This is a genomic window from Chelativorans alearensis, from assembly GCF_010993735.1.
Lineage (GTDB): Bacteria > Pseudomonadota > Alphaproteobacteria > Rhizobiales > Rhizobiaceae > Chelativorans > Chelativorans alearense.
Genome location: NZ_WQNI01000014.1, coordinates 25,533 through 51,189, shown reverse-complemented (window position 1 = coordinate 51,189; position 25,657 = coordinate 25,533). Strand labels below are relative to the sequence as shown.

Below are 25,657 nucleotides of genomic sequence, written 5' to 3'. Positions count from 1 at the left end.
GGCCCTTTGCCGTCCCGCTGGGGCTGGTGCTGCTTTGGGAGGCGCTGATGCTGGCTTTTCCCACGGCAAGCGAAACCCTCGCGCCACCTCATGCGGTCATCCTCGGCTTTTTCGGTATTGTCACGGACGGAACGCTTGCACTTCAAACGGCACAAACCTTGTCTTCAGCACTTGGCGGCCTTGCCATTGGCTTTACCCTCGGATCACTTCTGGGTGCGGCCTTCGGGCTTTGGCGCTGGTTCGATCGTGCCATGCAGATCAGCGTAGAGTCGGTCCGACTTATCCCCTCGGTTGCTCTCATTCCGCTTTCCATGATGGTCTTCGGGTTTGGCACGCGGATGGAAATTACCATCGTTGCCTTCACCACCCAGTGGCCAGCGATGGTCCTGGCGCGGGCGGCTGTGCGCGAGGTTGAGCCGCGCCTAATGGAGGTTGCCACCGTGCTGCAGATGAGCCTTCTCCAGTCCGCCACTAAGATCGTCCTGCCATCGATCCTGCCACGACTGTTCGTTTCGCTTCGGCTGACCGCCGGCGTCGCGATGATTGTCGCCATAACGGTTGAGGTGGCGGCAAACCCCTACGGCCTTGGCGCGGCGATCCTAGCGGCGCAGATCAGCTTTCGCCCCGAAGTGATGCTTGCAACGCTGATCTGGACCGGCGTGGTGGGCGCGGGTATCAATCAAGTGCTGCTGACAACGCAGAACCGCTTGTTCAGGCATAGCCTGCCGGGCGGAGGAGGAAGCGAATGATCCGCTTCACCCAGATCGCCTCCTTTGCGCTGTCGCTTCTAGTGGCGCTTGCTCTGATTGGCCTATGGCATTTTGTTGCGAGTGCGCGCCTGGTGCCGCCAATCTTCCTGCCACTCCCGGAGAAGACGTTTGACGCACTGGTGACCGGCATGCAGAACGGCGTGCTTCTCGATGCCAGCCTTGCCACGTTGCGGCGAATGTTTTTTGGCTGGTTTCTTGCCTGTCTTGCTGGCATTTCCCTTGGTGCGCTGGTTGGTAGTTCACAAAAACTGCGCATTTATGTCGCCCCGATGCTGGAAACCTTGCGGCCCCTGCCTGCCTCGTCGCTCATTCCGTTATTCATTGCGGTGATCGGGCTCTCCGAGGGCATGATCCTTGGCGTTATTGCCTTCGGTGCGCTTTGGCCGCTTTTGCTGGCCACTACACATGGCATCGTAAGCGTCGAGCCGCTCCTGATCGAGGTTGCCCAAGCCCTCGCCATGCCCAAACACAAGGTTTTGTGGAAAATCAGCCTACCCAGCGCCATGCCGGACATTCTGGCGGCCATGCGCCTGAGCCTGACCGTCTCACTGATCCTTGCGGTCGTCTGCGAAATGCTGACCGGCAGCGAAGGACTGGGGCAATGGCTCCTCGCAACCTCTCGCGCCTTCGCGAGCACGAAGATGTTCGCGGGAATCGTTGTGCTTGGCCTGATGGGATACGCCAGCAGCCTGATTATGAATCTCGTCGAGGCGCGCGCGCTGAAATGGAAATCGGCGGCGAACTGATCGGTCCCGAAGCCCGAAAATCGCATCCGCAATCCCGTTCTAGGTGGACGCAAACCTATCGATCTGCTGAAACAGGATCGCGTAGATGAAGTTGTCGATGCCGCCGCGGCGTATTTCGCTGCCCAATGACGCTCGATCAACAGATTCTGCAGAGGCTGGTCGTTCGGGTTCGTGTAGATGACTACGTGCGCATCCTCGCCCGAGAGCATACGGCGACTCCACTTGGCATGGAGTTCGGCAAGACCCGCTTTTCGAGTCCACGGGACAAATTCAAGCTCCTGTATCTGGCGCAGGACGTGAAAACGGCGGTCGCGGCGACCATCATCCGCGATCGCTTCGAAGGGAAATCCGAGCGCCTGCTCCTGCAGGAGGAGTTCGATCGATTCCATCACCAGCGTTCGCAAAGGCCGACCGGTGCGCGCACAATCATCGAATGGGCAGGAATCAAATACTTCCATGTCAGGAACGGCACGCGGTGTGTTTGGTGGCGCGAATGCAGCATCTGGCGATGACCTAGGTTCCCAACGATGCTCCGCAGTTCCATGCTCAGCGCGATGGCAAAACCGCCTGATCGGTGAAGAAGACGCCTGTAAGCAGCGACCGCATGGCGATCAGGCCGTTTGTGTTGTCGATCATGTCCGATGTGATGGAAGGCTGCGCCAGCAAGATGGCAAGAACCGAACGCACGACTGATAGGTCGGTTCGGAAGCGTTCGCCGAATGCCGCGCCGTCCGGGAAGCCCAGCCCCTGATCTAGCGCCTTTTCAAGATCGTCGAGCGCTGCGCTGAAGCGCTTGAGGTAGCGGCGGATCTGGCTTTCGCCGCTGCCTTCCACCATCTCGTGCTTCCTGCCCTGGGCGGCATAGGCCAGCATGAACTCATAGGATTCCTCAATGCGGTCGAAGGCGTCACGCATTGCAGCGGCTTGCGTCATCCGGTCGGTCATGAATTGCCCTTTCTAGCTTTTTCTGGCCCCTGTCCGCTGATCATGGCGGAAAGAAAGCTCCTGTGCTCGGGAAGGAGCGCGAAGTAGACGTGAAGGATGAACAGAAACAGCAGCACCAAGGCCGCGGCCGCGTGAATGACGTAGATGATCCCCCAGGTGTAGTCGGTCAGGATCGACGGATCGCGCCGCCAGAAAGTCGTGTCGATCTTGGCGAGCATGATGAGACCCGTTGCCAGGAGAACCAGAACGGTGGTGGCCGCGGTAAGGTGAAAGCCTTTCTGGAAGGCATCGTACTTCGCCTCCGAGAGAGCCTCCCGGCCGGCACCTCTTGTGGCACGCCCTATTTCGCGAATGTCGTCGCCCCGCGGGACCATTTCCCACACGCCGTGGATGAAGAATACGCGAAAAAGATGGAAGAGCACAAAAAGTGCCAGCGCCACACCGGCGGTCCAGTGCAGCGGCACCCAGTCGAACCTGTATCCGAGGATCGGCAGGAAGGCGGTCGCCCCCAGCAAGATGACACAGGCCGCCATCCCCCAGTGAAAAAGTCGATCGGCAAAGCGGTGGCGCACGCTCTGATGCCGGATCGGAGTGTTCATGCGTTCTGTTCCTTTGGATTTTGCCGAGGAAGTAGTGGAGCCGGGCGGAAGGTCAGCCCGCCCGGCGCAGCGTCCTTATGACAAGATGCAGGACAATCACGGCGGCGGCAGCCGCGACCGGAAGCCACAGGATATCCCAGTTCACACCGACGAGCATCCTTTGGCCGAAGGCGTCCTGCGTATACCGGAGAAACTCCATGGCCTACGCCAAGGACCGGATCGCACGCACGGCGAGGTTTTCCATCAGCGGAACCTTGAAGTGGTTGAAGTTCAGGGGTTCTGCGCCCCTCGCCGCCACGCGTTTGATGAGCGTTTCCAGTTCCTCGCCCGGGGTTTCCCCGCGCACCAGGCTCTCCACGTCGGTCAGCCTTCGCGGCGTGCATTGCACAGCACCGCAGACCATCGAGATATCCGAGATCGCGCCAGCGTCCACGGTCGCCGCCATGGCGATGTTGGCGAGCGCGAAATCCCACGTGTTACGGTCGGCCACCTTCTCGAAATACTGGCGCGATCCGGCCCATTTGCCGGGAACGCGGATGCCGACGAGAATGTCGCCCGGCTCCAGGATGGTCATGCGGGTGATGTCGATATCGGGGCCAATGAAGAAATCAGCGGCCGCCACCTCGCGCCGGTTTCCGTGCCGCTCGACGATGAACATCGCTTCCAGTGCGCTCAGCGCGATCGCCGTATCCGAAGGCGTCACCGCTACGCAGCGGCTCACGCCGAAAAGCGCGTGCTCGCGGTTCATCGCCGTGGGCGTGTTGGCGTAACAGGTGTTGCCCCCGGCCCTGTAGCAGGGAAAACCGTCGCGATAGTAGGTGCAGCGCGTGTCTTGCGAGACATTGCCGCCGATGGTTCCCTTGTTGCGGATCTGCGGCGAGGCGACCCGAAGCGCCGCCTGCGCCAGAACGGGAAAGCGGCTTTGCACCGCTTCGCTTTCGTTCACCTCGGTGAGCGTGGTCGTCGCGCCAATCCAAAGGCCGCCGTCGTCCTCCTCGCGGATGCCGTGCAGGTCGGGAATGTTGGCGATGTCGACGACCACCGAGGGTTGCTTCACCCGGTGTTTGAACCAGTCGAGGCTGTCCATGCCGCCGGCAATGATCCAGGCATCTTCGTGATCGCCGAGGATGGCCTGAGCGTCCGCCAGCGTGGCCGGCTGGAAGAGCTCGAAATTGTGCATCACGTCAGTCATTATGTCCTCCTCCCGCGCTCGCTCACACGGTGTTCGTGGCAAGCGGCTTGTGGGACTGCGGCCGCCCTTCGGCAGCATTCAGGATCATGTCGGTCACGACCGGCGTCCGGTTGAACAGGTGTCCGCCAAGCGCATCCGAGATGGCACAGATCAGTGCCGAGGAGGCAGCCCCTTCCAACGGCTCGCCGATGCCCTTGGTGCCCATCGGGCTCTGGGTGTCGGGCTGGTCAACCGCCGCCCAGTTCATCTGCGCGGGCATGTCCAGATAGGTTGGTGGCTTGGCCTGATAGAGCGCCTGGGCGTTGGGCCGGCCATATTGCGGGTCGTAGACGTGCCGCTCCGACGTGGCGAGGCCGAAGCCCATCATCGCACCGCCGCGCACCTGCGCGGCCAGCCCCATCGGATGGATGACCGTGCCGCAGTCGGCGACGCAGTGATAGTCGAGGATCTCGTACTTTCCGGTCTCGACATCGACATCCACCTCGATGAATGCGGCCGCCAGAGCCGGAACCGTGGCATCCTTCGGCAGGTTGTCCTTGGCTACGCCGATCAGACCTGTACCGGCGATGGCGCTGGCGGAGGCCTGGGTCATCGGGTGGATATCGTCGGGAATCTCATGACCGTCGTACCGGCCGCCCATCTCGATGGCCCTCTGCGCGGCTTCGGCGAAGGACATGCCGACGCTCTCGTCGTCGGTCTTCACCACGCGCTCGTCCTTCAGCTCGTAGTCCTCCGCGCTACCACCCAGGGTGGCGGCTGCGATCTCCTTGAGTTTCTGGACGGCATCCATCGCGGCGACATAGTTCGTCCGCGCCATGGTGAAGTTGGTGTTGGACCCGAACTGGCCGAGATTCCATGGCACATGCTTAGTGGTGCCGCCATACTCCAGCACGACGTGGTCCCACTCATAGCCGAGGGCCTCCGCGGCGATGCGCGAGGTCGAGGCATAGGAGAAGGTCCCGAGATTGCCGACACCGGTGTGCACGTGCAGCATCCCGTCGGGGGTGATGCGCACCAGCCCGTCAAAGCCGCTCGAGCCTGCGGTGTGATAGGCCTCTCCGATCCCGTAGCCGCGCACCTTGGAGCCGTTGCGCATGCCGGATTGTTTCGAGCGTTCTGTCCAGTTGAAGGCCTCCGCACCCATCTCCAGAGCCTCCCTCAGGTAGGCGGAGGTCACCGGGCCCTGTTCGTGACCGTATTTGGCGCCGACGCCGCCGCCGGGCGCGTTGGCGAGCCTGAGCGCAAGCCGGTCGATGTTAAGTTCGCGCGCGGCCTTGTCCAGAAGCGGTTCCAGCATGTTCGCCGCCTGGTTTTCGCCAGGACCGCGCTGCGGACCCTTGGGCACTGTGTTGGTCAGCACCGGCGTGGCGCGGAAACGGGCCGCTTCAGGCTGGAATACGATGACGGCGGCAGACCCGACATTGTTGAAGTCCGGAAAGCCCGAGGTCGGGCCGAGATCTTGGACGACATAGATGTCAGCTGCCAGCATGCGCCCTTCCTGGCTGAAGCCGAGCTTCGCCCAGCCCTGGAAGCCGGCGCGGGCAGAGCCGTTGTTGTATTCCTCGTTGCGGGTGACGCGCAGCAGGCACGGTCGGCCGTTAAGCTTGCGCGACACTACCGCCGGAAGGGCCATCAGCGGGTAGGTCGTGCCCTTGCCGCCGAAGCCGCCACCGCAGAACTCCGAAACCAGGACCAGATCCGACAGCTCGATGCCGATCAGGTTGGCAAGGCCCGGCTGCGCGAAGGCGGTCGACTGGGTGGATCCCCAGACATGGCACTTGCCGCCCTCCCAGTAGGCCGCAGCGGAGCGGGGCTCCATCGCATGATGGGCGTTCGAGGCATGCACGAAGCTTTCCTCGACGATGACGGCGGAATTGGCAAAACCGGCCTCCACGTCGCCGAAGCTCCATTCCACGGGCGCTTCGCCGCGAGGCAGGGCATTCTCGCCGGCCAGGGCAAACTCGCGGCCCGACCACTTCAGTTCCTGAGCGTCGATGTCGCGGCCAGCGACGTTCAAGCCGCCGAGCGCGTTCGGCCCATCGGGCTGAAGGCTTTCAAGTGGGTCGGTCACAAAGGGCAGAAGTTCCATGTCCACCCGAACCGCGGCGATGGCGTCGGCAGCCGCCTGTTCGGTCTCGGCCGCGATCGCCAGGATCGGCTGACCGAAATAGGTCGGCTCGCTGGTGAGGATCGGAAAGCCGACCGGCGAGTCGGGCTGTTTCACCTCTTCTGGCAGCAGCGCGGCGAGAAATCCCGGAACCTTTTCCGCCTCGCTCAGGTCAATGCTGTTGACCTGGCCATGCGGCATGGGAGAGCCGTAGAACTTGACATGCGCCATGCCGTCGGCGCGGAAATCCTCGGCATAATCGGCCGCGCCGGTGACCTTGGCTTCGATGTCGGGCGGAATGAAATTCTTACCAATAAGCTTGTAGGCCATGGCTTCACACCCTCTCTGCGGCCTTCATGACGCCGCGCAGGTAGTGGTCGTAGGCACCGCACCGGCAGAGGTTTCCGGACATCGCCAGGCGCGCCTCTTCGATCGTCGGGTTCGGATTCCGGTTCAAAAGCGCAACTGCGCTCACGACCTGGCCGGGCGTGCAGAAACCGCATTGCGGGCCGATCTCCTCGATGAAGGCCTGCTGCACCGGGTGCAGCCTGCCGTCCTCTCCAACAATGCCTTCCACGGTCGTGATCTCGCTATCGCGGACACGGTGAGTGAGCGTCGAGCAGGAATAGATCGTGGTCCCGTCGGCGATCACTGTGCAGGCCCCGCATTCGCCCTGATTGCAACCGATCTTGGTACCGGTCAGCCCGAGGCGGTAGCGAAGCGTGGTCGCGAGTGTTTCGTTCGGCGCCACCTCCACGCTGCGGGTGCGGCCGTTGACGGTGAGGCGTACCAGCCGCTCGACGGCGCGCGTGTCGGCCCGCGCGGGCGTGGTAGCGGAGAACAGATAGGCCGATCCGCCGATCACCACGCCGGAACAGACGACACCACGCAGAAAATTGCGCCGCGACATATGCAGCGGTCGCCACGAGCGAGTCTCCCCGTCACGTCCGTGCTTCGGCCTCGGTGCCGGCCCCGGCACATAGTCGACTGTCGGATCGTAGGGTCCGTAAGTTTCCATGAGTGCTCCTCCCAGTCATGCGGCCTGGCAGGATGAGCGCGTGTCCTTATGAGGCCGCGTCAGCGTGTTGCCCACACTCTGACAGAATACTAGACTCTCAAGTGAATGGAGACAATGTGCCAAAGGATTTTCGGCATGAGCGAACACAATTGTGTGATAACAACTGCTCTGAACATCGTCTCCGTTCGTGCGCGGCAGATCTTTAAGGGTCTTAAAACTGGACTTGTATATTCAAGTTATATTGTGTCGATGACACTTTTCTGTCCTTCGCCAAGCTATGCAGATCGCCATTGTCTGCCATCGCTGGAGGTGTTCTATGGCGCGCGATACGCACTGCGGGACGAATCCCTTGCCTGTCCTGCCGCGCTTGAGGAGGCCCTCGAAGCGCTCCAATCCGCCTTTGACCATGCAACCGCCTGCGGGTGCAGCGAACTTGCCTCGACCATGGAGGCTCTCATCGAGAAAGCCGGCGACGATAGGGCCAGCTGCCGGAGCCGCGCCACGGATATCCTGGGCCAGACGGAGCGGGTGAAGGCCCTCATCGAAGTGTGCCACCACTGAAGTGGTCCACAGGAGGAAATCGCCTGTTCGAAGGGCCATTACACCAGTGCCCGGAAGCGTTGGGCCGATGACGATCATGACGTTGATGCATAACACGATGCTGGCGACATACAGCCGCGAAGGCTTGCCGCCGAGTATGTGAGGGCTACATGCGTCACTGGTCCGCAGAGAGCGTCTCCGCTTCTGGTGAAGCACTCTGACGCCACGCCAACGACCGCCCGGCGACGCGCGCCGGCTGGCCAGGGTTGATAGCCGCCGGGGTAACGTCCGGCCTGCGGATCCGCGTCCTCGTACAGATAGGAATAACCGAATTCTCGGAACGGCGCGGTCGCGGATAAGCCGACATCCTTAAGCCGGCCTCACCTGCATCTCAGGATGCCCCCGGCAGGCGGTTGATCTTCGCCGCCAGGATGAAATCATTCTCGTGCAGACCCTTGATCTTATGGGTCTGCAGCGAGACCTCCGCATAGCCCCAGCCGATGCAGATGTCGGGGTGATGCCCCTCCTGTTCCGCCAGCCGGCCGACCGCGTCGACGAAGTTCAGCGCCTGTTTGAAATCATCGAACTTGAACTTGCGGCGGATCAGATGGCCGTCATCCTGGAGGTCCCAGCCTGGTGTCTGCGAAAGATATCCGCCGGCTGCGTCCTTGCTCAACGGCGGTATGCCGCCGCGGCAGGGCGTGCAGGTCTTTTCGGCGATATTCTCGGTCATAGGTTTCTCCTTTCCGGAGCCGGCTCTGGTCAACGCACCCGGTATTTGTTCGCATAATGCTGCCCGACGTTCAGATGGGCGGATTTCAGGAATCCACCTGGCTATTTCGCAGAATTTTCTCCATCGTCCTTCCCTTGGCGAGTTCGTCGATCAGTTTGTCCAGGTAGCGGATTTCCCGCATGATGGGTTCTTGGATGTCTTCCACGCGGAGGCCGCAGATCACTCCTGTAATCAGCGAACGCGAGGGATTCATCTGAGGCGCTTGCGCAAAGAAGTCCTCAAAGCTTGCGTTCTTCGCCAACTGATCGTCTAGCCTCTCTTGGCTGTAACCCGTCAGCCAACAGATGATTTCATCGACCTCCGCTTTCGTGCGTCCCTTTTTTTCCGCTTTCGCGACATAGTGGGGATAGACGCTCACCACGCTGACAGAATAGATGCGATGCTTCGCCATGCGTCCTCCTAAGCTCTCCAGAGATCATCCGATCGAATGTCGCTGAGATCAAGCTGCCCACCCTCGGGCGCTGTTGTCGCACGCACGAGGACGCACCGGTTTGGGTTGAGAGGGTGGACCGTCATGCAGAGCGCGAGCATATCGTGACCACGCTTCGTGACGCCGAGGGCATTACGGAGGAACGCTATATCGAAGCAGGTGAGCCGGTGAGAACCCACTTCATAGCCGACGGCCGCATCTTCCACGCCCGGCTCGTCCCCGCCAGTCGCCGCAGGAACAGTCCAGTCGCATTCGACAACGCGAAACGGGAGGCGCGGGCTTGGTCATGATGCGCCGCAATTTCGTCCGTCTCGGCGAGACGAGCCACCCTCCGCGCCCTTGAACAGAAGGGGGATCGTTTTCGACACCCCCCGCTTTTCGAGCCTCCCCGAGCGCGCTCCCAGCCGCCATCCTTCGCCCATTCACGTCGATGTCTCGATCGGCCGGCATAAACGGCCAGGCTGAATGGGGCTTGATCCCGAAGCCTGGCTGCGCGACGTTCTCGCCAGGATCGCTGATCGTCCCATCAACCGCGTCGGCGAGTTGCTGCTCTGGAACTGGAAGCCGTATGCCGAGCATCCCGCAACGTCTGAAGCTGCTTGACAAGCAACTGGCAGGCCTGCCGGAAAACAGCGATCCGATGCTCATCAGCGAGTTCGATGGCTTCCTGGCCGGGATTCTCGTCTGTCCCGACCTGATCATGCCCGGCGAGTGGCTGCCGATGGTATGGGGCGGCACAGAGGAGGACGCCGCGCCCGTCTTCGACAACGCCGGGCAACTGGAGAAGGTGGTTGGGCTGCTCATGGAGCACTACAACGCCACCGCCGACGACCTGCACCGGGGCCGGTACGCCCCGGTGTTCGACGTCGATCCCCGACACGACGAAATCCTCTGGGAGTTCTGGATCGACGGCTTCGAAGCGGCCATGCAACTGCGCCCGGTTAGCTGGGCGGCGATGCTGGAGAGCGACGAAGACACGCAGATCGCGCTGGCCGGGCTCGTTGCCCTCACCGAGATCAGCCGCAATGAAAGCCGCCTCTCCAAGCCCGAGGCCGACGACCTCGCCGAGAACGCCCCGGAGCTGATTGCGCACTGGGTGGAGACCCTCAATGCCTGGCGGCTTACCCAGCACTCTGCCGGTCAACCAGGACAACCAGAACCCAGCTTCGGCAAGGTCGGCCGAAACGATCCGTGCCCCTGCGGATCCGGCAAGAAATACAAGAAGTGCTGCGGCAGCAACTGACCCGCACATCCTTACCGGTTCTCATCGGAGGCGTGCTACAGCGCCGGAACGCGATATGGCACCTCCGAGCGTAGTTGACCGCAATGTCACGACTTAAGCATGAGGAACTATTCCCTTGGAACCAGCAAGTATGATCCCAAGCAGACCCTGGCTGGCAGAACCGTGCATGGCGGCTTCACCCCTCCATTGCCGGTGAAGTCAACGCCGCGGTGCACCAAAACCTGACATCGCAGGCAGACCGGGGGGAACCGCCTCGCGTTGTTCAGGGCTTGCGTCCGCCTTAAGTTGAGCAGCAACAAGTTGAGCAGCAACAGGGTTGGTCGAGGATGTCGCCAGTGGGATGGGAAGCACTCGCGCAGTGGGGTGAAGACATAGCTTGCATCGAACCGCTCGCTGGCGGAGTTGCCAACGACGTGTGGAGCGTACGCGTCGACGGGCACTTCGCGGTCGGTCGTCTCGGTACCAGGAGCGATGCTGATCTCGCGTGGGAGACCGAGCTTCTCCAACACCTCGATCGTGAAGGCCTGACCGTGCCAGTGCCGATCCCGACGACGGATGGCCGGCTATTCGTCGACGGTCTGGTGGTGATGACATACGTGGAGGGCGGACCGCCCGAGACGGAGGCCGACCGGCGTCGCGTGGCCGAGACTCTCCGCCAGCTGCATCGGTTGACGCAGGGCTGGCCGCAGCGCCCAGGCTGGCGATCGTCGACCGACCTCCTGCACGCCGAGACCGGGACGAAGATCGACCTCGCCGCGATGCCGCCTGAGGGTGTTGCTCGATGCCGAGCAGCGTGGGCGCGGCTCATCGGACGTCAGCAATGCGTCGTTCACGGCAACACCAATAACCCTAGCAACGTACGAGTGACCGCAGATCGGGTCGCGCTGATCGACTGGGACGAGTCGCACGTCGACGTCCCCGACCTTGACTTGGTGCTGCCCTACAACGCCGCCGGTCTCGAAGGCGCCGCGCATGATATCGCCGCGCAAGCGTCGGCCGCGTGGGAAGCCGCCGTTTGCTGGAAGGACGAGTACGCAGTCAAGCGGCTTGCCGAGGTTCGAGCGGTCTGAGCAGCGGCAGCCGGGTTAGGCCAGTCAAGGTTCAGCTTCCTCAATCGAACGTCCGCCATTGGCCTCGCAGATGTAGGAAGCGGTCAGCCTGCTCCGGCCCGAAACTCGACAAGCGCTTGACTTCAACGCGCCGAATAGAGAAGCGGACATCGCTGATGCCGACGCGAATATCGACGTTGCGTCCCCAGACCTGCCCCAAACTACTGTCCCGTCACTTATGTGATTTTTCGCGCCGCCCTCTAGTGCTGGCCGCGCAAAGGCTTTAGCGTCTTGGTCTCTCCTTGTTTTCCCTCATTGTTAGAGACGACACATGGCCGAGCCTTCCCTATTCGCCCGCTTTGTTGCCCTTGTCGGCCAAGGCGCCGTTGCCATTCGTCATTCGAGAGATGGTTCGCGGGAGCCGGTTTATGGCACGGCGCCGGTCATTCCGGTGGCCAAAGCGCAGGGCAAGATACCAACGTTGAAGATGCCAACGGCCAAGGGCTGGGAGGGCGAGCACAAGCCGACGGCGGCCGCCGGGCTCAAGGTCAATGCCTTTGCGCGGGGGCTGGTGCATCCGCGCAATATGCATGTGCTGCCCAATGGCGATGTGCTGGTAGCTGAATCGATGGGCGAGTCGGGAAATCCACGCACTTTGTTCGACCATGCCATGTCGGCCACGATGCAGCGGGCGCGCGCTTCTGGCCATAGCCCCAACCGCGTGACGCTGCTGCGCGATGCCGACGGCGACGGGGTGGCTGAGGAAAGTTACGCCTATATCGAGAATGTGCGGCAGCCCTTCGGCATCGTGCTTGTCGGGGAGACGCTTTATGTCGGGGCCAGCGACGCGCTTCTGGCCTATCCCTACGAGGCGGGCGCAACGATAATCACCAAGCCGGCCAGAAAGCTGATGGATCTGGTGCCCGGCGGGCATTGGACGCGTAATCTAATTGCCAGCAAGGACGGCACCAAGCTTTATGTGGCTGTGGGGTCACTGAGTAATGTCGGCGAAAAGGGCATGGCGGCGGAAGAAAACCGCGCCTGCATACACGAATATGACCTAGAATCGGGGCAGTCCCGCATTTATGCCAGTGGCTTGCGCAACCCTGTGGGCATGGCCTGGGAGCCCGAGGAAGGAATGCTCTGGACGGTTGTCAATGAGCGCGACGGGCTGGGCGATGAGACACCGCCTGACTATTTGACGTCGGTGAGCGATGGCGGGTTTTATGGCTGGCCCTATTGCTATTGGGACCGGGTGGTGGACGATCGGGTGCCGCAGGACGACGCCAAGGTGGCCTCGGCGCTGCAGCCCGATTATGCGCTGGGCGGGCATACAGCCTCACTGGGGCTTTGCTGGCTGCCCGAGGGGACGCTGCCGGGCTTTCCGGCGGGCATGGCCATCGGCCAGCACGGGTCGTGGAACCGCTCCAAGCTCTCGGGCTATAAGCTGGCGTTCGTCGCCTTCGAGAATGGCAAGCCTGTGGGAATGCCGCGCGAAGTTCTCACCGATTTCTTGTCGGCGGACGAGAAGTATTCCTATGGCCGCCCTGTCGGGGTGGCGCTGGCGGCCGACGGCGCGGTGTTGATGGCGGACGATGTGGGCGACGTCATCTGGCGCGTCACCGGCGCGTAAGAGCGGGGGCGACCACGATACTTTTCCCGTGGATTGGTGCTTGCCCGCCCTGGTAACGGACTGGCAGCTCCGGCCCCCACTTCGCTCAATCGTTTTCACCTCGTCGCACCAACAAGGCGACCGGCAATCTGCGGGCAGTGCAGGTTCTGCTCGGCCCACCAGATCGAAAACACCGTCCGGTACCTCGGTGTGGGCATCGAAGATGCGCTTGCTCTCTCCGAAGAACCGAGATCTGAATATAGTAGCGGCCCCTCGGAACTGCCGAGGGGCCGTCATTGGTAGAATCCTTCGGCGCAGCATCCCCGTCGAAATGACTTTTGCAACACCAGTGTCCTGAGGTTCTTGGGCGGACCTCATGCTTCGTCGACGGTATCGGCAATGTAGCCGCCGGTCTGCCGCTTCCACAGCCGGGCATAAAGACCGTTGCGCTGAAGCAGCTCCGGCGGCGTCCCTTCCTCAACGATGCGGCCTTTGTCGAGCACCACGATCCGGTCCATGCTGGCGATCGTCGACAGGCGGTGGGCGATGGCGATCACCGTCTTGCCTTCCATCAAAAGCGCGAGCTTGTCCTGAACCGCCGCCTCGGCTTCGCTATCGAGCGCCGACGTTGCTTCGTCGAGAACGAGGATTGGCGCGTCCTTGAGCAGCACCCGGGCGATCGCAACGCGCTGGCGCTGCCCGCCGGAAAGCTTCACCCCACGGTCGCCCACGAAGGCGTCGTATCCGGTGCGGCCTTCGCTGTCCGTGAGATCGGCGATGAAGCCGTCCGCCTCGGCCAGCTTTGCGGCATGTTCTACCTCTTCCTGCGAGGCGTCGGGCCGACCGTAGCGGATATTGTCGCCGACGGAGCGGTGCAGCAGCGACACCTCCTGGGTAACGACGCCGATGCTCTCCCTCAGGCTTGCCTGGGTCACGCTGCGGATATCCTGGCCATCGATATAGATCGCACCGTCCTTCAAGTCGAAGAACCGCAGGAGCAGGCCGACCAGTGTCGACTTGCCGGCACCGGACCGGCCGACCAGACCGACCTTCTCACCGGCGTACACAGTCAGCGACAGGTCCTCGATCACACCCTGTCCCTGCCGGTACTCGAACCGGATGTTCTTGAATTCCACCTTGCCGACCTTCACAGCAAGTGGCTTGACACCCGGCGCATCAGTGATCGTCGGAGGAGTGGTGACGACCGGCATCGCGTCGCGGACCGTGCCCACCGCCTGAAATATCTGCTGCCCCATGTTCAGAAATGCCCGGGAATTCGCGTTGAGCCGCTGAACGATGGCGATCGAGGCGACGAACTGGCCGGTGGTCACGAAGCCCGCGACGAGACCCCAGAACCCAACCGCAAAATTGGCGATGATAAGAACTACGTTGAGCAGGACCACACTGTTGTCGGTCGTCAGGTGGATACGCCTTTCAAGCTGCTGCGTCTCAATGGCCTTTCCCATGACGGTGCGCATCGCGCCCGCCTCGCTATCTTCGGCCGCAAACAGCTTCACCACCTGAATGTTGCTATAGAGGTCGGTCATGGCGCCGACAATTAAGCTGCGCGCGCGGGCCGAATGGCGGGACCGTTCGGAGAAATGCGGCACCGCCACCACCGCAAGGGCGGCATTCGCCGCAATCCACACGAAGACCGGAATTGACAGCGGCCAGGAAAGCGTCGCAAGCAGCACAAGCGAACCGACAAACTGCACCAGAAAATACGGCATGCTCTGGAAGGCGACGGCGATTTGCTGCTGCACGGCGGACGCGACCTGAGAGATGCGCGACGCCACCTGACCGGCGAAGAGGTCATGGAAGAAGGCAAGGTCCTGGCGTTCGACCGCCTTGTGGCCCTGCCACTGCATCGCCGCCGGCATGCAAACGGACACCACCTGTGAGCGCAGCGTATTGCCGAGGAAGATAAGCAGCGGCATGACAGGGAACACCAGCACGCCGAGAACGGTCATCGTCGGCCAGTCCTGGCGTAAGAATGCCGCCGCACCTTTCGCGCTCACACCGTCGACAATGAACGAGATGCCCCAGATCGTTGCGAGATTGATCCCTTCGATCGCCATCATGAAGATAGCAATGGCCACCAGCACGCCACGGAACATCCACGCAAAATGCAGAAGCAGCGCGAAGGGCCCCGCCGCGGGCAGCGGCGCGTAGGGAATATCGAGCGGACGGACGAGCGTCTCGAAGGGGCGGTAAATCAAATCCAAAAGCGACATATCGGGTCAAATAGGCGAAGGGAATGAGAATCGCCGGTAGTTAATCACGGATTGGGCTCAGCGAGAAAACTCGAGCCGGGTTACTCTCCGAATGTCCGGGTTGGGATCAGGAATGGCCGCATTCTGATGGGGTGGCCCCGAAAGCGGATCGGCAGCTTTCTCCGGCCCCAACACGACGGTTAGATTTTGGCCGTGGAAGCTTCTGGCGCCGTGGGTAGATGGGGTATTCGGCTTGCGCCGCTTCTTCAACGATGATGCGGGAACGTGCTGCGCTTCGAGCTGATGATAGAACGTGGTCTGTCCAAACACCCACAAGCATCAGGAAAGGAAGCGCAGCATGAAGCACTTTATCGGTCTCGGATGTCGCGGTGAAAGAGACCGCCGTTTGCATTGTTGATGAATCCGGCAGGATCTGCCGCGAGGTGAAGGTTGTCAGCCATCCCGACGATCTCGTCGTCGTGCTGAAGGATCCTGCCTTGAATATTGAACGGGTTGGTCTTGAGGCTGGGCCATTGTCGCAATGGCAGTTCGAGAAGCTGGCGAGCGCCGGGTTGCCGGTCATCTGCATCGAGACGCGCCACGTGAAAGCGTTCCTGAAGGCACAGCCGAACAAGACGGATCGCAACGATGCGCGCGGCATCGCGTAGATGATGCGGATCAACCTGTACCGCCCGGTGCATCTCAAGACGCTCACGAGCCAGAGGCGGCGGGCACTCCTAACGGCCCGCAAGCTGCTCCAAGGAAAGGCGATCGCCATCGAGAACGACATCCTCGGTCTTCTGCGCAACTTCGGCCTCAGTCGGTGTTGTGGGAAGGGTGAAGTTCGAGGAGCGCATTCGCGAGCTCGTCGAAGGCATGCCCGATCTCGAAGAGATCATGGAGCCGCTGCTGGCCGCTCGGCGGAAGCTGCGTGCCGAATTTGCTCGCCTGCACAAAAAAGTGCTCATGACCGCCAGGAATGATGCGACCTGCCGGCGCTTGATGACGCTTCCCGAGGAGGTCGCCCGCACCCTCGCCATCATGGACGAGGATTCGACCGTCTACGAGGCAATGAACGGGCCGACCGAATTCCACGTGATCGGATCCTTGAAGGACTGGTCGATCATCGACCGGCTGCACAACATCGCGGTACCGACCCTCCTGATCTCGGGCCGGCACGACGAGGCGACGCCGAAGGTGGTGCAGCCCTTTGCCGACAATATTCCTAATGTGCGTTGGACGATTTTCGAGGAATCGAGCCACATGCCCCATGTCGAAGAGCGCGCCGCCTGCATGGAAGTGGTTTCCGCCTTTCTCGATGAGCTGGACGGGTGACGCCGGCCTTTTCCCGGCTTGCCCTTGTGGGGTGGGTAGGCAGCCAGCCCTAGCAGGCCGTTAAAGATGCGTCTTGCGTGATCCGGAGGATGGCTTCATCGGCGTGATTGAAAACGAGGCAGTTTGGACAAGCCTTATGCACATTCACCGCGGGTGCTGGTTCTGTGCATTCCCGCGTTCGGTCAGTGCGGGACCACAAAATAGCATAACTTACTGATATTTATGGAGTAATTTTCTTTCCGGCAGCATCGGACGATAATTGGCACGGCGTTTGCCAGACATGAGGTGTGCAGCGCGCCTAGGGATCCGGTTTTTCTGAAAAACGCAGGACCGAGAGGCGCAAGCCGGACTGATTGCCGCCTGCGCGGCTCATATGTCCGGTAACACGGCGGGACAAAAGCCCGGGAGACAACTGCACAGGTTTGCGCACGCAAACCGTCTGCCGGGATCGTGCGCGAAGCCTCTTTCACTGGCTGCCCAGGGGAGCAGCCTCAAAAAGGAGACGCGTACAGCCATGATCCGCACTCTCGCCAAATCCGTTTTCCTTGCCGCGGCCGTCACCCTGCCACTCTCGGCCTCGCCTGCCCTTGCCGAAGTCAAGACCGATTTCAAGGTCTGCTGGTCGATCTATGTGGGCTGGATGCCCTGGGGTTACCTCTCCGACAGCGGGATCATGAAAAAATGGGCCGATAAATATGACATCTCCGTCGAGATCATTCAGATCAACGACTACGTGGAATCCATCAACCAATATACGGCCGGTGAATATGACGGCTGCTCCATGACCAATATGGATGCGCTGTCCGTTCCGGCGGGCGGCGGTGTCGATACCACCGCGCTTATCGTTGGCGACTATTCCAACGGAAACGATGGCGTCATCCTCAAGGACAAGACGAGCCTGGAAGACATTGCGGGCCAGAACGTCAATCTGGTCGAGTTGTCGGTCTCGCACTACCTGCTTGCCCGCGCCCTCGACACGGTGGAGCTGAGCGAAAGGGACCTGACGGTCGTCAACACCTCGGACGCGGACATGATCGCCGCCTACACGACGCCCGACGTGACGGCCGTGGTCACCTGGAATCCCCTGCTTTCGGAAATCGAGGCTGAGGAAAACGCCACCAAGGTGTTCGACAGTTCCGGCATTCCCGGCGAGATCATCGACATCATGATGGTCAACACCGAGACGCTCGCCGACAACCCGGCCTTCGGCAAGGCGCTGGTCGGCGCCTGGTACGAGCTGATGGGCATTATGTCTTCCGATACCGAGGAGGGGATAGCAGCGAGAACCGCAATGGCAGAAGCCTCCGGCACGGATCTGGCCGGCTACGATGCTCAGCTCGCCTCTACCGAGATGTTCTTTACCCCGGCCGATGCCGTTGCCTTCACGCAATCCCCCGAACTGCCGAAGACGATGCAGTTCGTCGCCGAGTTCCTGTTCGACAAGGGCATCCTCGGCGAAGGCGCGCCAAGCCCGGAATTCGTCGGCATCTCCTTCCCCGACGGCTCGGTGTACGGCGACGAGAGCAACGTCAAGCTGCGCTTCGATCCGACCTACATGCGGATGGCCGCCGACGGCGCCCTGTAGGGGGCTTTCAAGGCAAGCAGATCAACCCGCTCTCCATCGGCGGGTCGGTCTTTGGGGGAAGGATCCGCATGCGCATCATCAACCGCAGACCTGGACGGCTGACCGCGCTGGCCCTTGGCGGCGCTCCCTTCGTTGCACTCATCCTGACCTATGCCGTGGCAAGCCACTACCGCCGGCTGGAAAACCCCTCGGATAAGCTCCTGCCGTCCCTGGAGTCGATGGGCAGCGCCTTCTGGCGCATGGCTTTCGAGCCGGACCGGCGCTCCGGCGAACTGGTGCTGTGGGCGGATACCTATGACAGCCTGTGGCGGCTGGGCGTCGGGATCGGGGTTTCCACGCTGTTCGCCCTGGTACTCGGCATCGCCATCGGCTTCATCCCCCATGTGCGCCGGTCGCTTGCGCCTTTCCTCGCCACCTTCTCGCTCATTCCGCCCATCACCATCCTGCCGATCCTGTTCATCGTCTTCGGCTTGGGCGAGGTCTCGAAGATCGCGCTGATCGCCATCGGCACGGCGCCCGTCATGATCCGCTCCACGGCGCAGGCGGTGATCGACATTCCGCGGGAAATGGTGATCAAGGCGGAAACCCTTGGCGCATCGGTCTGGCAGATGATCACCCGCCTTGTCCTGCCGCAGGTCTTGCCGAGGCTGATCACCGCGATCCGGCTCGGCCTGGTGCCCGCCTGGATATTCCTGATTTCCGCCGAGGCCATCGCCTCGACCTCCGGCCTCGGCTACCGGATATTCCTCGTCCGCCGCTATCTGGCGATGGATGTGATCCTGCCCTATGTGGCCTGGATCGCCTTGCTTGCATTCGTGATCGACCGGCTGCTGCTCGTCCTGTCGAAACGCGCCTTCGTCTGGCATCACCTCGAAGGAGACAGCCTGTGACCGGCGCACCGCTGCTCTCCGTCCAGGGCCTCTTCAAGGACTACGCCGGCGCGCCCGTGCTCGAGCATGTCTCCATCGAGGTGGATGAAGGTGCGTTCTGCACAATCGTCGGCGCATCGGGCTGCGGCAAATCCACCTTTCTGCGCATTCTGCTTTCCCAGGAGCGCCCGAGCCGCGGTGAAATCCTGCTAAACGGCGCGCCCCTGCCCGACGAGCCGACTCCGGATCGGGGCATCGTCTTCCAGCGCTACTCGGTGTTTCCGCATCTGACGGTAAGCGAGAACCTCATTCTGGCAAGGGAGTTCGAGGAGGCGCCCCTTACCGGCCGCCTCTATGGACCGGCGCGGGCAAGACTGCGCAACGAGATCGAGGGCCTCCTGGAGCGCATCGGTCTTAGTGCCGCCGCCAACCGCTTTCCCGCCCAGCTTTCCGGCGGCATGCAGCAGCGCCTCGCCATTGCGCAGGCTCTTGTGAAGCGGCCCAGGGTGCTGCTTCTCGACGAGCCGTTCGGCGCGCTCGATCCGGGCATCCGCCTCGACATGCACGAGCTCCTGCTTGGCCTCTGGCGGGAGCGCACCATGACCGTCTTCATGGTGACCCACGATATCCGCGAGGCCTTCAAGCTCGGCACCCGCCTGCTTGTCTTCGACAAGGTGCGGCACGACCCGCAGGAGCCGAGCGCCTATGGCGCGACCATCACCTACGACCTGCCGACCGGCGAGATCGCGCCCGAAGACCTGCGCAAGGCGGAAGCCATCGTGAACCGCGTCCCGCCCGGCACGGCGTGAGCAGCCATACCGTCATAATCGAGAAAGGAAACGTCCTTCATGCCCACCTTCAACGATAACGGTCCCGTGGTCCTCAACCGGATTGCCGGCCGCATGGTGCGCGCCACGCCCGAACGCCGCCATCACCCCGATTTCGACAAGCTGCAGCTTCGCGGCTGGAAGGCGGCGGAGAAGGAAGGCACCCTGCCCTCCGCGGCCTGGAAGAAGGAGCGTGCCTGGGCGCTGCGCATGGGTTTGACCGGGGCCGATTCCATCGAGGACAAGCAGATCCCGACCTTTGCCCGCGGCGAGCTGCCTCATTATGCAGGCATCAACACCTTCCTGAAAGCGCCCTATGTGGAGGACGTCACCGAGGTCGGCAATTTTGACGCAGCGGTCATCGGCATCCCCTTCGACGGCGGCACTACCTACCGTCCGGGAACCCGCTTCGGCCCGCAAGGGGTGCGCAAGATCTCGGCGCTCTACACGCCCTACAATTACGAGATGGGCATCGACCTGCGGGAGCAGATGACGCTCTGCGATGTCGGCGATGTATTCACGATCCCGGCCAATATCGAGAAGACGTTCGACCAGATCAGCCGCGCCGTCTCGCACGTGGTCTCCTCCGGCGCCCTGCCGATCATGATCGGCGGCGACCATTCCATCGGCTTCCCCTGTGTGCGCGGCATCGCGCAATGCACGTCGAAGCGCATCGGCATCGTCCATTTCGACCGTCATATCGATATCCAGGAAAAGGATCTCGACGAGCGCATGCACACCACGCCGTGGTTCCACGCAACGGATCTCGCCAACGTGCCGGCGGTCAATTTGGTGCAGGTCGGCATCGGCGGCTGGCAGGTGCCGCGCGAGGGCGTCGAGATCGCCCGCAAGCGCAATACCAACATCTTCACCATGCGCGACGTCGAGGAGCTCGGCCTTGCGGAGACGGCGACGCGTGCCCTGGAGCTTGCCTGGAAGGACGCGGACGCGGTCTATATCTCCTTCGACATCGATTCGGTCGACTGTGGCTTCGTGCCGGGCACCGGCTGGCCCGAACCGGGCGGTTTCCTGCCGCGCGAGGCGCTCGAACTGGTATCGCGCGTCGCCGCGGAGGGCATCTGCGGCCTTGAGGTGGTCGAGGTCTCCCCGCCATACGATACCTCCGACATCACCGCCCTGCTTGCCACCCGCGTAATCGTCGACGTGCTCGGCACGCTCGTCTCACACGGCAAGATCGGTTCCCACAGGGCGATCATCGACAAGCCGGTCTCGATTCCCGCCGGTCCGGACGTGGAGTAGGCCCATGCGCCATTCGCATCACCACCACCATCATCATCATAGTCATGGCTATTCTCACGGTCATGATCACCCGCATCACGAGCACGGTCTGGGGCACAATCACGCTCATGGGCCCGCCGATCACCTGCATTCCCATGTGCATGGCACCTCGTCGCGCGAGCGGATTGAGGAACTGAAGGTCCTGGCGACGAGCTTCATCGAGGGCTTCCGCGCGGCGGACGACAAGACTAGCTATCTCCGGCTGGCCGGCATTCCGTTTCAGAAACCGGGAGCGGACGGGCTGACCCTCAACCTGGTCGATGCCGCCATTGCCTCCAACTGGCAAATCGGCACAGCTTCGCCCGCCTTCGCCTCGCGCCAACTCGTCTACATGCCCTTTCCCGGCGACATGGTCTCCCATCGCGAGACCATGACGTTCACCTATGTCTCGCTCACGAAACGCGCGGATGTCGATCTTCTGGACCTGTTGGCGGATCGTCTTGAAACCGGAGCCTTGCCGCCGTCAGCACTTCGCCAGTTGTGCGGGTTCGGCGACCGGCCGGTGCGACGGCCGGCCAGCGAAACCGACCGCCCGGCCTGAAGCCGTTCGGGAACCACGCAGGCGAGGCCAAATACCGCCCTCCTAATTGTATTGTAAGCAAATGATTGCAGGGCTTGATCGTTTCGCATATCGTTTACCAAACGATAAAAAACGGTGAGGAAACATCGCCACCAGAAGCCACCAGGGGTTCTCCTATGTCCGCGTTCCATTTCCATTCGAAAAGCCTTCTCGTCTCCCGCCGCCGGCTCCTGCAGGTCGCTGGGACAGGTGCCGCCGTTGCCGCTACCGTCGGCTTTCCCGGCCGGCTTCTCGCCGCCGATCCGCTGAAGGTGGCGGCCATTTACACGGTGCCGGTGGAGCAGCAATGGGTAGCCCGCATCCACAAGGCCGCCAACATCGCCAAGGATCGCGGCGACATCGAATATGTGTTCTCCGAGAACACGTCCAACAGCGACTATGAGCGCGTGATGCGCGAATATTGCGAGGCCGGCCACAAGCTCATCCTCGGTGAGGTCTTCGCGGTGGAGGATGCCGCGCGCACGGTGGCGCAGGATTATCCCGACACCGCCTTCCTGATGGGCTCGAGCTTCAAGCCCGACGATGCCGTGCCCAATTTCGCGGTCTTCGACAACTACATCCAGGACGCGTCCTACCTGTCCGGCCTCATCGCCGGAGCGATGACCGAGACCAGCAATATTGGCATGGTGGGCGGGTACCCGATCCCCGAGGTCAACCGGCTTATGAACGCCTTCATGGCAGGCGTCCGCGAGGAAGCGCCGGACGCCAAGTTCCAGGTCGCCTTCATCGGCTCCTGGTTCGATCCGCCCAAGGCCAAGGAGACGGCGTTCGCCCAGATCGATGCCGGCGCCGACATCATGTATGCCGAGCGCTTCGGCGTCTCCGACGCCGCGCAGGAGCGGGGCGTGCTGGCGATCGGCAATGTCATCGACACCCAGGCCGACTATCCCGAAACCGTGGTCGCTTCCGCGCTGTGGCATTTCGAGCCGACGCTGGACACTGCAATCGCCGCGGTCAACGACGGCAGCTTCAAGGCCGACGACTACGGCGTCTATTCGTTCATGAAGCACGGCGGCTGCTCGCTGGCGCCGCTCGGCACGTTCGAGGGCAAGGTGCCGGAGGCCGTGATGGCCAAGGTGGCCGAGCGGACAGCAGCCATCAAGGACGGCACCTTCACCGTCGAGATCGATGACAGCGAACCCAAGCCAAGTTGAGAGCCTGAATCAAAAATCGGTCCGGTGCGGCGAAAACGGTGTTTTTCGATCACCAGAGCGCAGTGTACATGAGGGTACATGAGCACCGGAGCGCAGAACGCCGTTTGCAGCCCGCTGGAGCGACTTCTGGATCAGGCTCTAAGAAGCGCCGCCCATGAATGACGGGAAGAGCGGCGGGGCGCGAACGGTGCTCCGCCTTGACCGGCTCACGAAACGCTTCGGCACCCTTCTCGCCAACGACGCGATCAGCCTCGAACTGGCCGAGGGCGAGATCGTGGCATTGCTCGGCGAGAACGGCGCCGGCAAGACGACCCTGATGAACATCCTGTTCGGCCACTACATGGCCGACGAGGGCACGGTGGAAGCCTTCGGCAGGCCACTGCCGCCTGGCGACCCGCGAGCGGCCCTTGATGCGGGGGTCGGCATGGTGCACCAGCACTTCACGCTCGCCGATAGCATGACAGTGATGGAGAATATCGCGCTTGGCACGCAACCGCCCTGGAAATGGCGGCTCGACCGGCGCGCCGTGCGACGGCGCATCCGGCAACTCACCGAGGATTTCGGCCTGACTGTCGACCCCGACAAGACGATCGCCTCCCTTTCAGTGGGCGAGCGCCAGCGCGTCGAAATCCTCAAGGCCCTTTATCGCGACGCGCGCATCCTGATCCTCGACGAGCCGACTGCAGTCTTGACGCCGGGCGAGACGGAAGCGCTTTTCCGCACCCTGAAAATGCTGGTCGCCAAGGGGCTTTCCATTCTCTTCATCTCCCACAAGCTGGGTGAGGTGATGGCCGTGAGCGACCGCGTGATCGTGCTGCGGACAGGGCGGCTCGTCGGTGAGCGGCAGACCGCGAAGACCAGCCGTGCGGAACTGGCCGAACTGATGGTCGGGCGCGAAATCCCGCCCCCCAGGGTCTCGCCGGCAATGCCCGGCATGCCGCGCCTCGTGCTCGACAACGTCTCCACGACGGCGGGTGCCGGCTTGAGCCCGCTCGACGGTGTCTCGCTCAGCCTCCATGCGGGCGAGATCACCGGCCTTGCCGGCGTATCGGGCAATGGGCAGGCCGCACTTGCCGCGCTGATTTCCGGCATGCAGCCGCCAGTCCGGGGAACCGTCCTGATCGGCGGCCGGCCAGTGAAAGCCTGGTCGACAAGGGCGGCTCTTGCCCACGGCATCGGCCGCATTCCGGAGGACCGCCACGCGGTCGGCTCCATTGCCGATATGAGCGTTGTCGAGAACGTCATCGCCGAAGCTTACCGCACGCCGCGTTTCAGCCGCTTCGGCTTTCTCGACTGGAAGGCGGCGCGGGCCTTCGCACAGAAAATCATCGGCGATTATGACGTGAAGTGTCCCTCGCCCGACATGCGCATCAGGCTTCTTTCCGGCGGCAATATGCAGAAGCTCATTCTCGGCCGCGCGCTCGATCCCGAGCCGGAGATCATCCTTGCCAGCCAGCCCACCCGCGGGCTCGACGTCGGTGCGGTCGCCTATGTGCATGAACGGCTTTTGGAAGCACGCGCGAGGGGCGCGGCCATACTGCTCATTTCTGAAGACCTAGACGAGATTCTTACTCTCTCCGACCGCATTATCGTGATCTCCAAGGGCAAGCTTTCCACGCCGTCGCGGCGCGGCGAGCGCACGGTGCGCGAGCTCGGTGAACTGATGGCCGGCCATGGCGTGGCGGGCGAGGAGCTTGCCCATGCGTCTTGAGCCGATCCCCTCACGCTCCCTGGTGCGCACTTTCGGCTGGCCGGCGGGCGCCGTCCTTGCGACCGTCGTCTTCGCCTCGCTTCTGGTGCTGACGGCCGGCGCCTCGCCGTTCAATGTCTTTGCCCTGGTCGCGAAGGGGGCGGCCGGCTCGCGCTTCGCGCTGTTCGAGACGCTGACACGGGCTACGCCGCTCATCTTCACCGGTCTTGCCGTCGCCGTCGCCTTCCGGGCACGGCTCTGGAATATCGGTGCGGAAGGCCAGCTCTATGTGGGTGCGGTGGTCACCGTTGTGCTCGGCACCGGCGCCCTGCCGCTTCCGGCCGCGATCTTGATCCCGCTTGTCATGCTGGCAGTGGCCGCCGCCGGCGCGCTGCTTCTTCTTGGACCGGCCACCCTGAAGACCCGCTTCGGGGTGGACGAGGTGGTCACCACGCTTCTCCTCAATTTCATCGTGATCCTGTTCGTCTCGATGCTTCTGGAAGGCGTCCTCAAGGACCCCATGGGCCTTGGCTGGCCGCAATCCGAACGCGTCGTCGCCGAGGCGCAGCTCCCTCGCCTGGCGCGGGGCATGCGGCTGCATTTCGGGTTCGTCCTGGCGCTTGCTGCCGCCCTCGCCACCTGGGTGGTGATGAAGAAGACGGCGTTCGGCTACGAGATGCGCGCCGTTGGCCACAATGCGGAGGCCGCGCGTTTTGCCGGTATTCCCGTAAACCGCGTGCTGATGAAGACAGCCCTCCTTTCGGGAGGCCTCGCGGCACTTGCGGGTTTCTCCGAGGTGGCGGGCCTCAAGGGCAACCTGACGCTCGATCTGTCGCCGGGCTTCGGCTATTCGGGCATCGTCGTTGCCATGCTGGCCATGCTTAACCCGCTTGGCGTCGTTGCCGCCGCCATCTTCGTCGCCGGTATCTTCGTCGGCGCCGATGCGATGAGCCGCACGGCCGCCGTGCCGAGCTACATCGCCGACGTCCTGGTCGCCACCGCGCTCCTCACCATGGTCACGGCCATCATGCTGACGCGCTATCGTGTGCGCTGGAGGTGAG

At 62.5% G+C, this 25,657-nt stretch carries 26 protein-coding genes, 3 pseudogenes and 1 riboswitch; of the genes and pseudogenes, 20 read left to right on the top strand and 9 right to left on the bottom strand.

Features of this window, described 5'->3' with window-relative positions:
* Positions 1–47: 47 nt before the first annotated feature.
* From GPJ75_RS21010 to GPJ75_RS21000, 3 genes are all read left to right on the top strand, one after another.
* Positions 48–749 carry an ABC transporter permease gene (locus GPJ75_RS21010; RefSeq protein ID WP_163271008.1) on the top strand — a complete coding sequence of 234 codons (702 nt, stop codon included), beginning with the start codon at positions 48–50 and terminating at the stop codon, positions 747–749.
* The gene (locus tag GPJ75_RS21005) at positions 746–1,516 is read left to right on the top strand and encodes an ABC transporter permease (RefSeq protein ID WP_246249165.1); all 771 of its coding nucleotides are present in this window, start codon (positions 746–748) and stop codon (positions 1,514–1,516) included. Before GPJ75_RS21010 ends, GPJ75_RS21005 begins: the two co-directional genes overlap by 4 nt.
* Before the next feature lie 125 nt (positions 1,517–1,641).
* Entirely contained in the window at positions 1,642–2,028 is a 387-nt protein-coding gene (locus GPJ75_RS21000) for an RES domain-containing protein (RefSeq protein ID WP_163271006.1), read from the top strand.
* 34 nt (positions 2,029–2,062) lie between these two features.
* Here GPJ75_RS21000 and GPJ75_RS20995 read toward each other — a convergent pair whose 3' ends face one another.
* Genes GPJ75_RS20995 through GPJ75_RS20970 form a run of 6 tightly spaced genes read right to left on the bottom strand, consistent with a single transcriptional unit; the run spans position 2,063 to position 7,377 of the window.
* A complete protein-coding gene (locus tag GPJ75_RS20995) occupies positions 2,063–2,461 on the bottom strand; it encodes a hypothetical protein (protein WP_163271004.1) in 399 nt (132 codons plus the stop codon).
* A complete protein-coding gene (locus GPJ75_RS20990; protein ID WP_163271002.1) occupies positions 2,458–3,060 on the bottom strand; it encodes a cytochrome b/b6 domain-containing protein in 603 nt (200 codons plus the stop codon). Before GPJ75_RS20990 ends, GPJ75_RS20995 begins: the two co-directional genes overlap by 4 nt.
* A 52-nt stretch (positions 3,061–3,112) precedes the next feature.
* Positions 3,113–3,259, bottom strand: coding sequence for a hypothetical protein (locus GPJ75_RS20985; RefSeq protein ID WP_163271000.1), 147 nt, complete (start codon positions 3,257–3,259; stop codon positions 3,113–3,115).
* Positions 3,260–3,262: 3 nt separating this feature from the next.
* Positions 3,263–4,252 (bottom strand): FAD binding domain-containing protein, encoded by a 990-nt coding sequence (locus GPJ75_RS20980; RefSeq protein WP_163270998.1) that lies wholly within the window; start codon positions 4,250–4,252, stop codon positions 3,263–3,265.
* Between the two features lie 22 nt (positions 4,253–4,274).
* Positions 4,275–6,689, bottom strand: a complete 2,415-nt coding sequence (locus tag GPJ75_RS20975) for a xanthine dehydrogenase family protein molybdopterin-binding subunit (RefSeq protein ID WP_163270996.1) — start codon at positions 6,687–6,689, stop codon at positions 4,275–4,277.
* 4 nt (positions 6,690–6,693) lie between these two features.
* Positions 6,694–7,377, bottom strand: a complete 684-nt coding sequence (locus GPJ75_RS20970) for a (2Fe-2S)-binding protein (protein WP_246249164.1) — start codon at positions 7,375–7,377, stop codon at positions 6,694–6,696.
* Between the two features lie 135 nt (positions 7,378–7,512).
* On the opposite strand from GPJ75_RS20970, the gene GPJ75_RS20965 reads away from it, so the two are divergent.
* On the top strand, positions 7,513–7,938 hold the full coding sequence (locus tag GPJ75_RS20965; protein WP_163270994.1) for a hypothetical protein: 426 nt from the start codon (positions 7,513–7,515) through the stop codon (positions 7,936–7,938).
* Between the two features lies 1 nt (position 7,939).
* Entirely contained in the window at positions 7,940–8,080 is a 141-nt protein-coding gene (locus GPJ75_RS27620; RefSeq protein ID WP_205602595.1) for a hypothetical protein, read from the top strand.
* A 228-nt stretch (positions 8,081–8,308) separates the two neighbouring features.
* Here GPJ75_RS27620 and GPJ75_RS20955 read toward each other — a convergent pair whose 3' ends face one another.
* A complete protein-coding gene (locus tag GPJ75_RS20955; RefSeq protein ID WP_163270992.1) occupies positions 8,309–8,650 on the bottom strand; it encodes a 4a-hydroxytetrahydrobiopterin dehydratase in 342 nt (113 codons plus the stop codon).
* 85 nt (positions 8,651–8,735) lie between these two features.
* Positions 8,736–9,101, bottom strand: coding sequence for a DUF2200 domain-containing protein (locus GPJ75_RS20950; protein ID WP_163270990.1), 366 nt, complete (start codon positions 9,099–9,101; stop codon positions 8,736–8,738).
* 143 nt (positions 9,102–9,244) lie between these two features.
* Between GPJ75_RS20950 and GPJ75_RS20945 the strand changes: the two genes are divergently transcribed.
* From GPJ75_RS20945 to GPJ75_RS20925, 5 genes and pseudogenes are all read left to right on the top strand, one after another.
* Complete coding sequence (locus GPJ75_RS20945; RefSeq protein ID WP_163270988.1) at positions 9,245–9,430, top strand: hypothetical protein; 186 nt, start codon at positions 9,245–9,247, stop codon at positions 9,428–9,430.
* A 178-nt stretch (positions 9,431–9,608) separates the two neighbouring features.
* Positions 9,609–9,743, top strand: a pseudogene (locus GPJ75_RS20940) (transposase domain-containing protein); the annotation flags it as partial.
* Positions 9,709–10,383: a UPF0149 family protein gene (locus tag GPJ75_RS20935; protein WP_163270986.1), complete on the top strand. Its 675-nt coding sequence runs from the start codon at positions 9,709–9,711 to the stop codon at positions 10,381–10,383. The pseudogene GPJ75_RS20940 and the gene GPJ75_RS20935, both read left to right, overlap by 35 nt.
* A 335-nt stretch (positions 10,384–10,718) precedes the next feature.
* Entirely contained in the window at positions 10,719–11,453 is a 735-nt protein-coding gene (locus GPJ75_RS20930; protein WP_163270984.1) for a phosphotransferase enzyme family protein, read from the top strand.
* A 310-nt stretch (positions 11,454–11,763) separates the two neighbouring features.
* Positions 11,764–13,065 (top strand): PQQ-dependent sugar dehydrogenase, encoded by a 1,302-nt coding sequence (locus tag GPJ75_RS20925; protein ID WP_163270982.1) that lies wholly within the window; start codon positions 11,764–11,766, stop codon positions 13,063–13,065.
* A gap of 353 nt (positions 13,066–13,418) precedes the next feature.
* Here the strand turns inward: GPJ75_RS20925 and GPJ75_RS20920 are convergent, their stop codons facing one another.
* Positions 13,419–15,278 carry an ABC transporter ATP-binding protein gene (locus GPJ75_RS20920; RefSeq protein ID WP_163270979.1) on the bottom strand — a complete coding sequence of 620 codons (1,860 nt, stop codon included), beginning with the start codon at positions 15,276–15,278 and terminating at the stop codon, positions 13,419–13,421.
* Positions 15,279–15,615: 337 nt separating this feature from the next.
* Here GPJ75_RS20920 and GPJ75_RS27455 point away from each other — a divergent pair.
* The 10 genes and pseudogenes from GPJ75_RS27455 to GPJ75_RS20875 form a co-directional block, all read left to right on the top strand.
* Positions 15,616–16,271: pseudogene (locus tag GPJ75_RS27455) on the top strand (IS110 family transposase); the annotation flags it as partial.
* Positions 16,269–16,592: pseudogene (locus GPJ75_RS27755) on the top strand (proline iminopeptidase-family hydrolase); the annotation flags it as partial. The pseudogenes GPJ75_RS27455 and GPJ75_RS27755, both read left to right, overlap by 3 nt.
* A gap of 287 nt (positions 16,593–16,879) precedes the next feature.
* Positions 16,880–17,002: riboswitch (guanidine-I (ykkC/yxkD leader) on the top strand.
* 104 nt (positions 17,003–17,106) lie between these two features.
* Entirely contained in the window at positions 17,107–18,177 is a 1,071-nt protein-coding gene (locus tag GPJ75_RS20910; protein ID WP_163270977.1) for a putative urea ABC transporter substrate-binding protein, read from the top strand.
* A 68-nt stretch (positions 18,178–18,245) separates the two neighbouring features.
* Entirely contained in the window at positions 18,246–19,067 is an 822-nt protein-coding gene (locus GPJ75_RS20905) for an ABC transporter permease (protein WP_163270974.1), read from the top strand.
* Positions 19,064–19,855, top strand: a complete 792-nt coding sequence (locus GPJ75_RS20900) for an ATP-binding cassette domain-containing protein (RefSeq protein WP_246249163.1) — start codon at positions 19,064–19,066, stop codon at positions 19,853–19,855. The genes GPJ75_RS20905 and GPJ75_RS20900 overlap by 4 nt, the downstream gene beginning before the upstream one ends.
* 39 nt (positions 19,856–19,894) lie before the next feature.
* Positions 19,895–21,133: an agmatinase family protein gene (locus tag GPJ75_RS20895; protein WP_425483177.1), complete on the top strand. Its 1,239-nt coding sequence runs from the start codon at positions 19,895–19,897 to the stop codon at positions 21,131–21,133.
* Positions 21,134–21,137: 4 nt separating this feature from the next.
* A complete protein-coding gene (locus GPJ75_RS20890; protein WP_205602593.1) occupies positions 21,138–21,713 on the top strand; it encodes a hypothetical protein in 576 nt (191 codons plus the stop codon).
* Between the two features lie 155 nt (positions 21,714–21,868).
* Positions 21,869–22,906 carry a BMP family protein gene (locus GPJ75_RS20885; protein ID WP_163270972.1) on the top strand — a complete coding sequence of 346 codons (1,038 nt, stop codon included), beginning with the start codon at positions 21,869–21,871 and terminating at the stop codon, positions 22,904–22,906.
* Between the two features lie 154 nt (positions 22,907–23,060).
* Positions 23,061–24,617, top strand: coding sequence for an ABC transporter ATP-binding protein (locus GPJ75_RS20880; protein WP_163270970.1), 1,557 nt, complete (start codon positions 23,061–23,063; stop codon positions 24,615–24,617).
* A complete protein-coding gene (locus GPJ75_RS20875; protein WP_163270968.1) occupies positions 24,607–25,656 on the top strand; it encodes an ABC transporter permease in 1,050 nt (349 codons plus the stop codon). Before GPJ75_RS20880 ends, GPJ75_RS20875 begins: the two co-directional genes overlap by 11 nt.
* Position 25,657 lies beyond the last annotated feature (1 nt).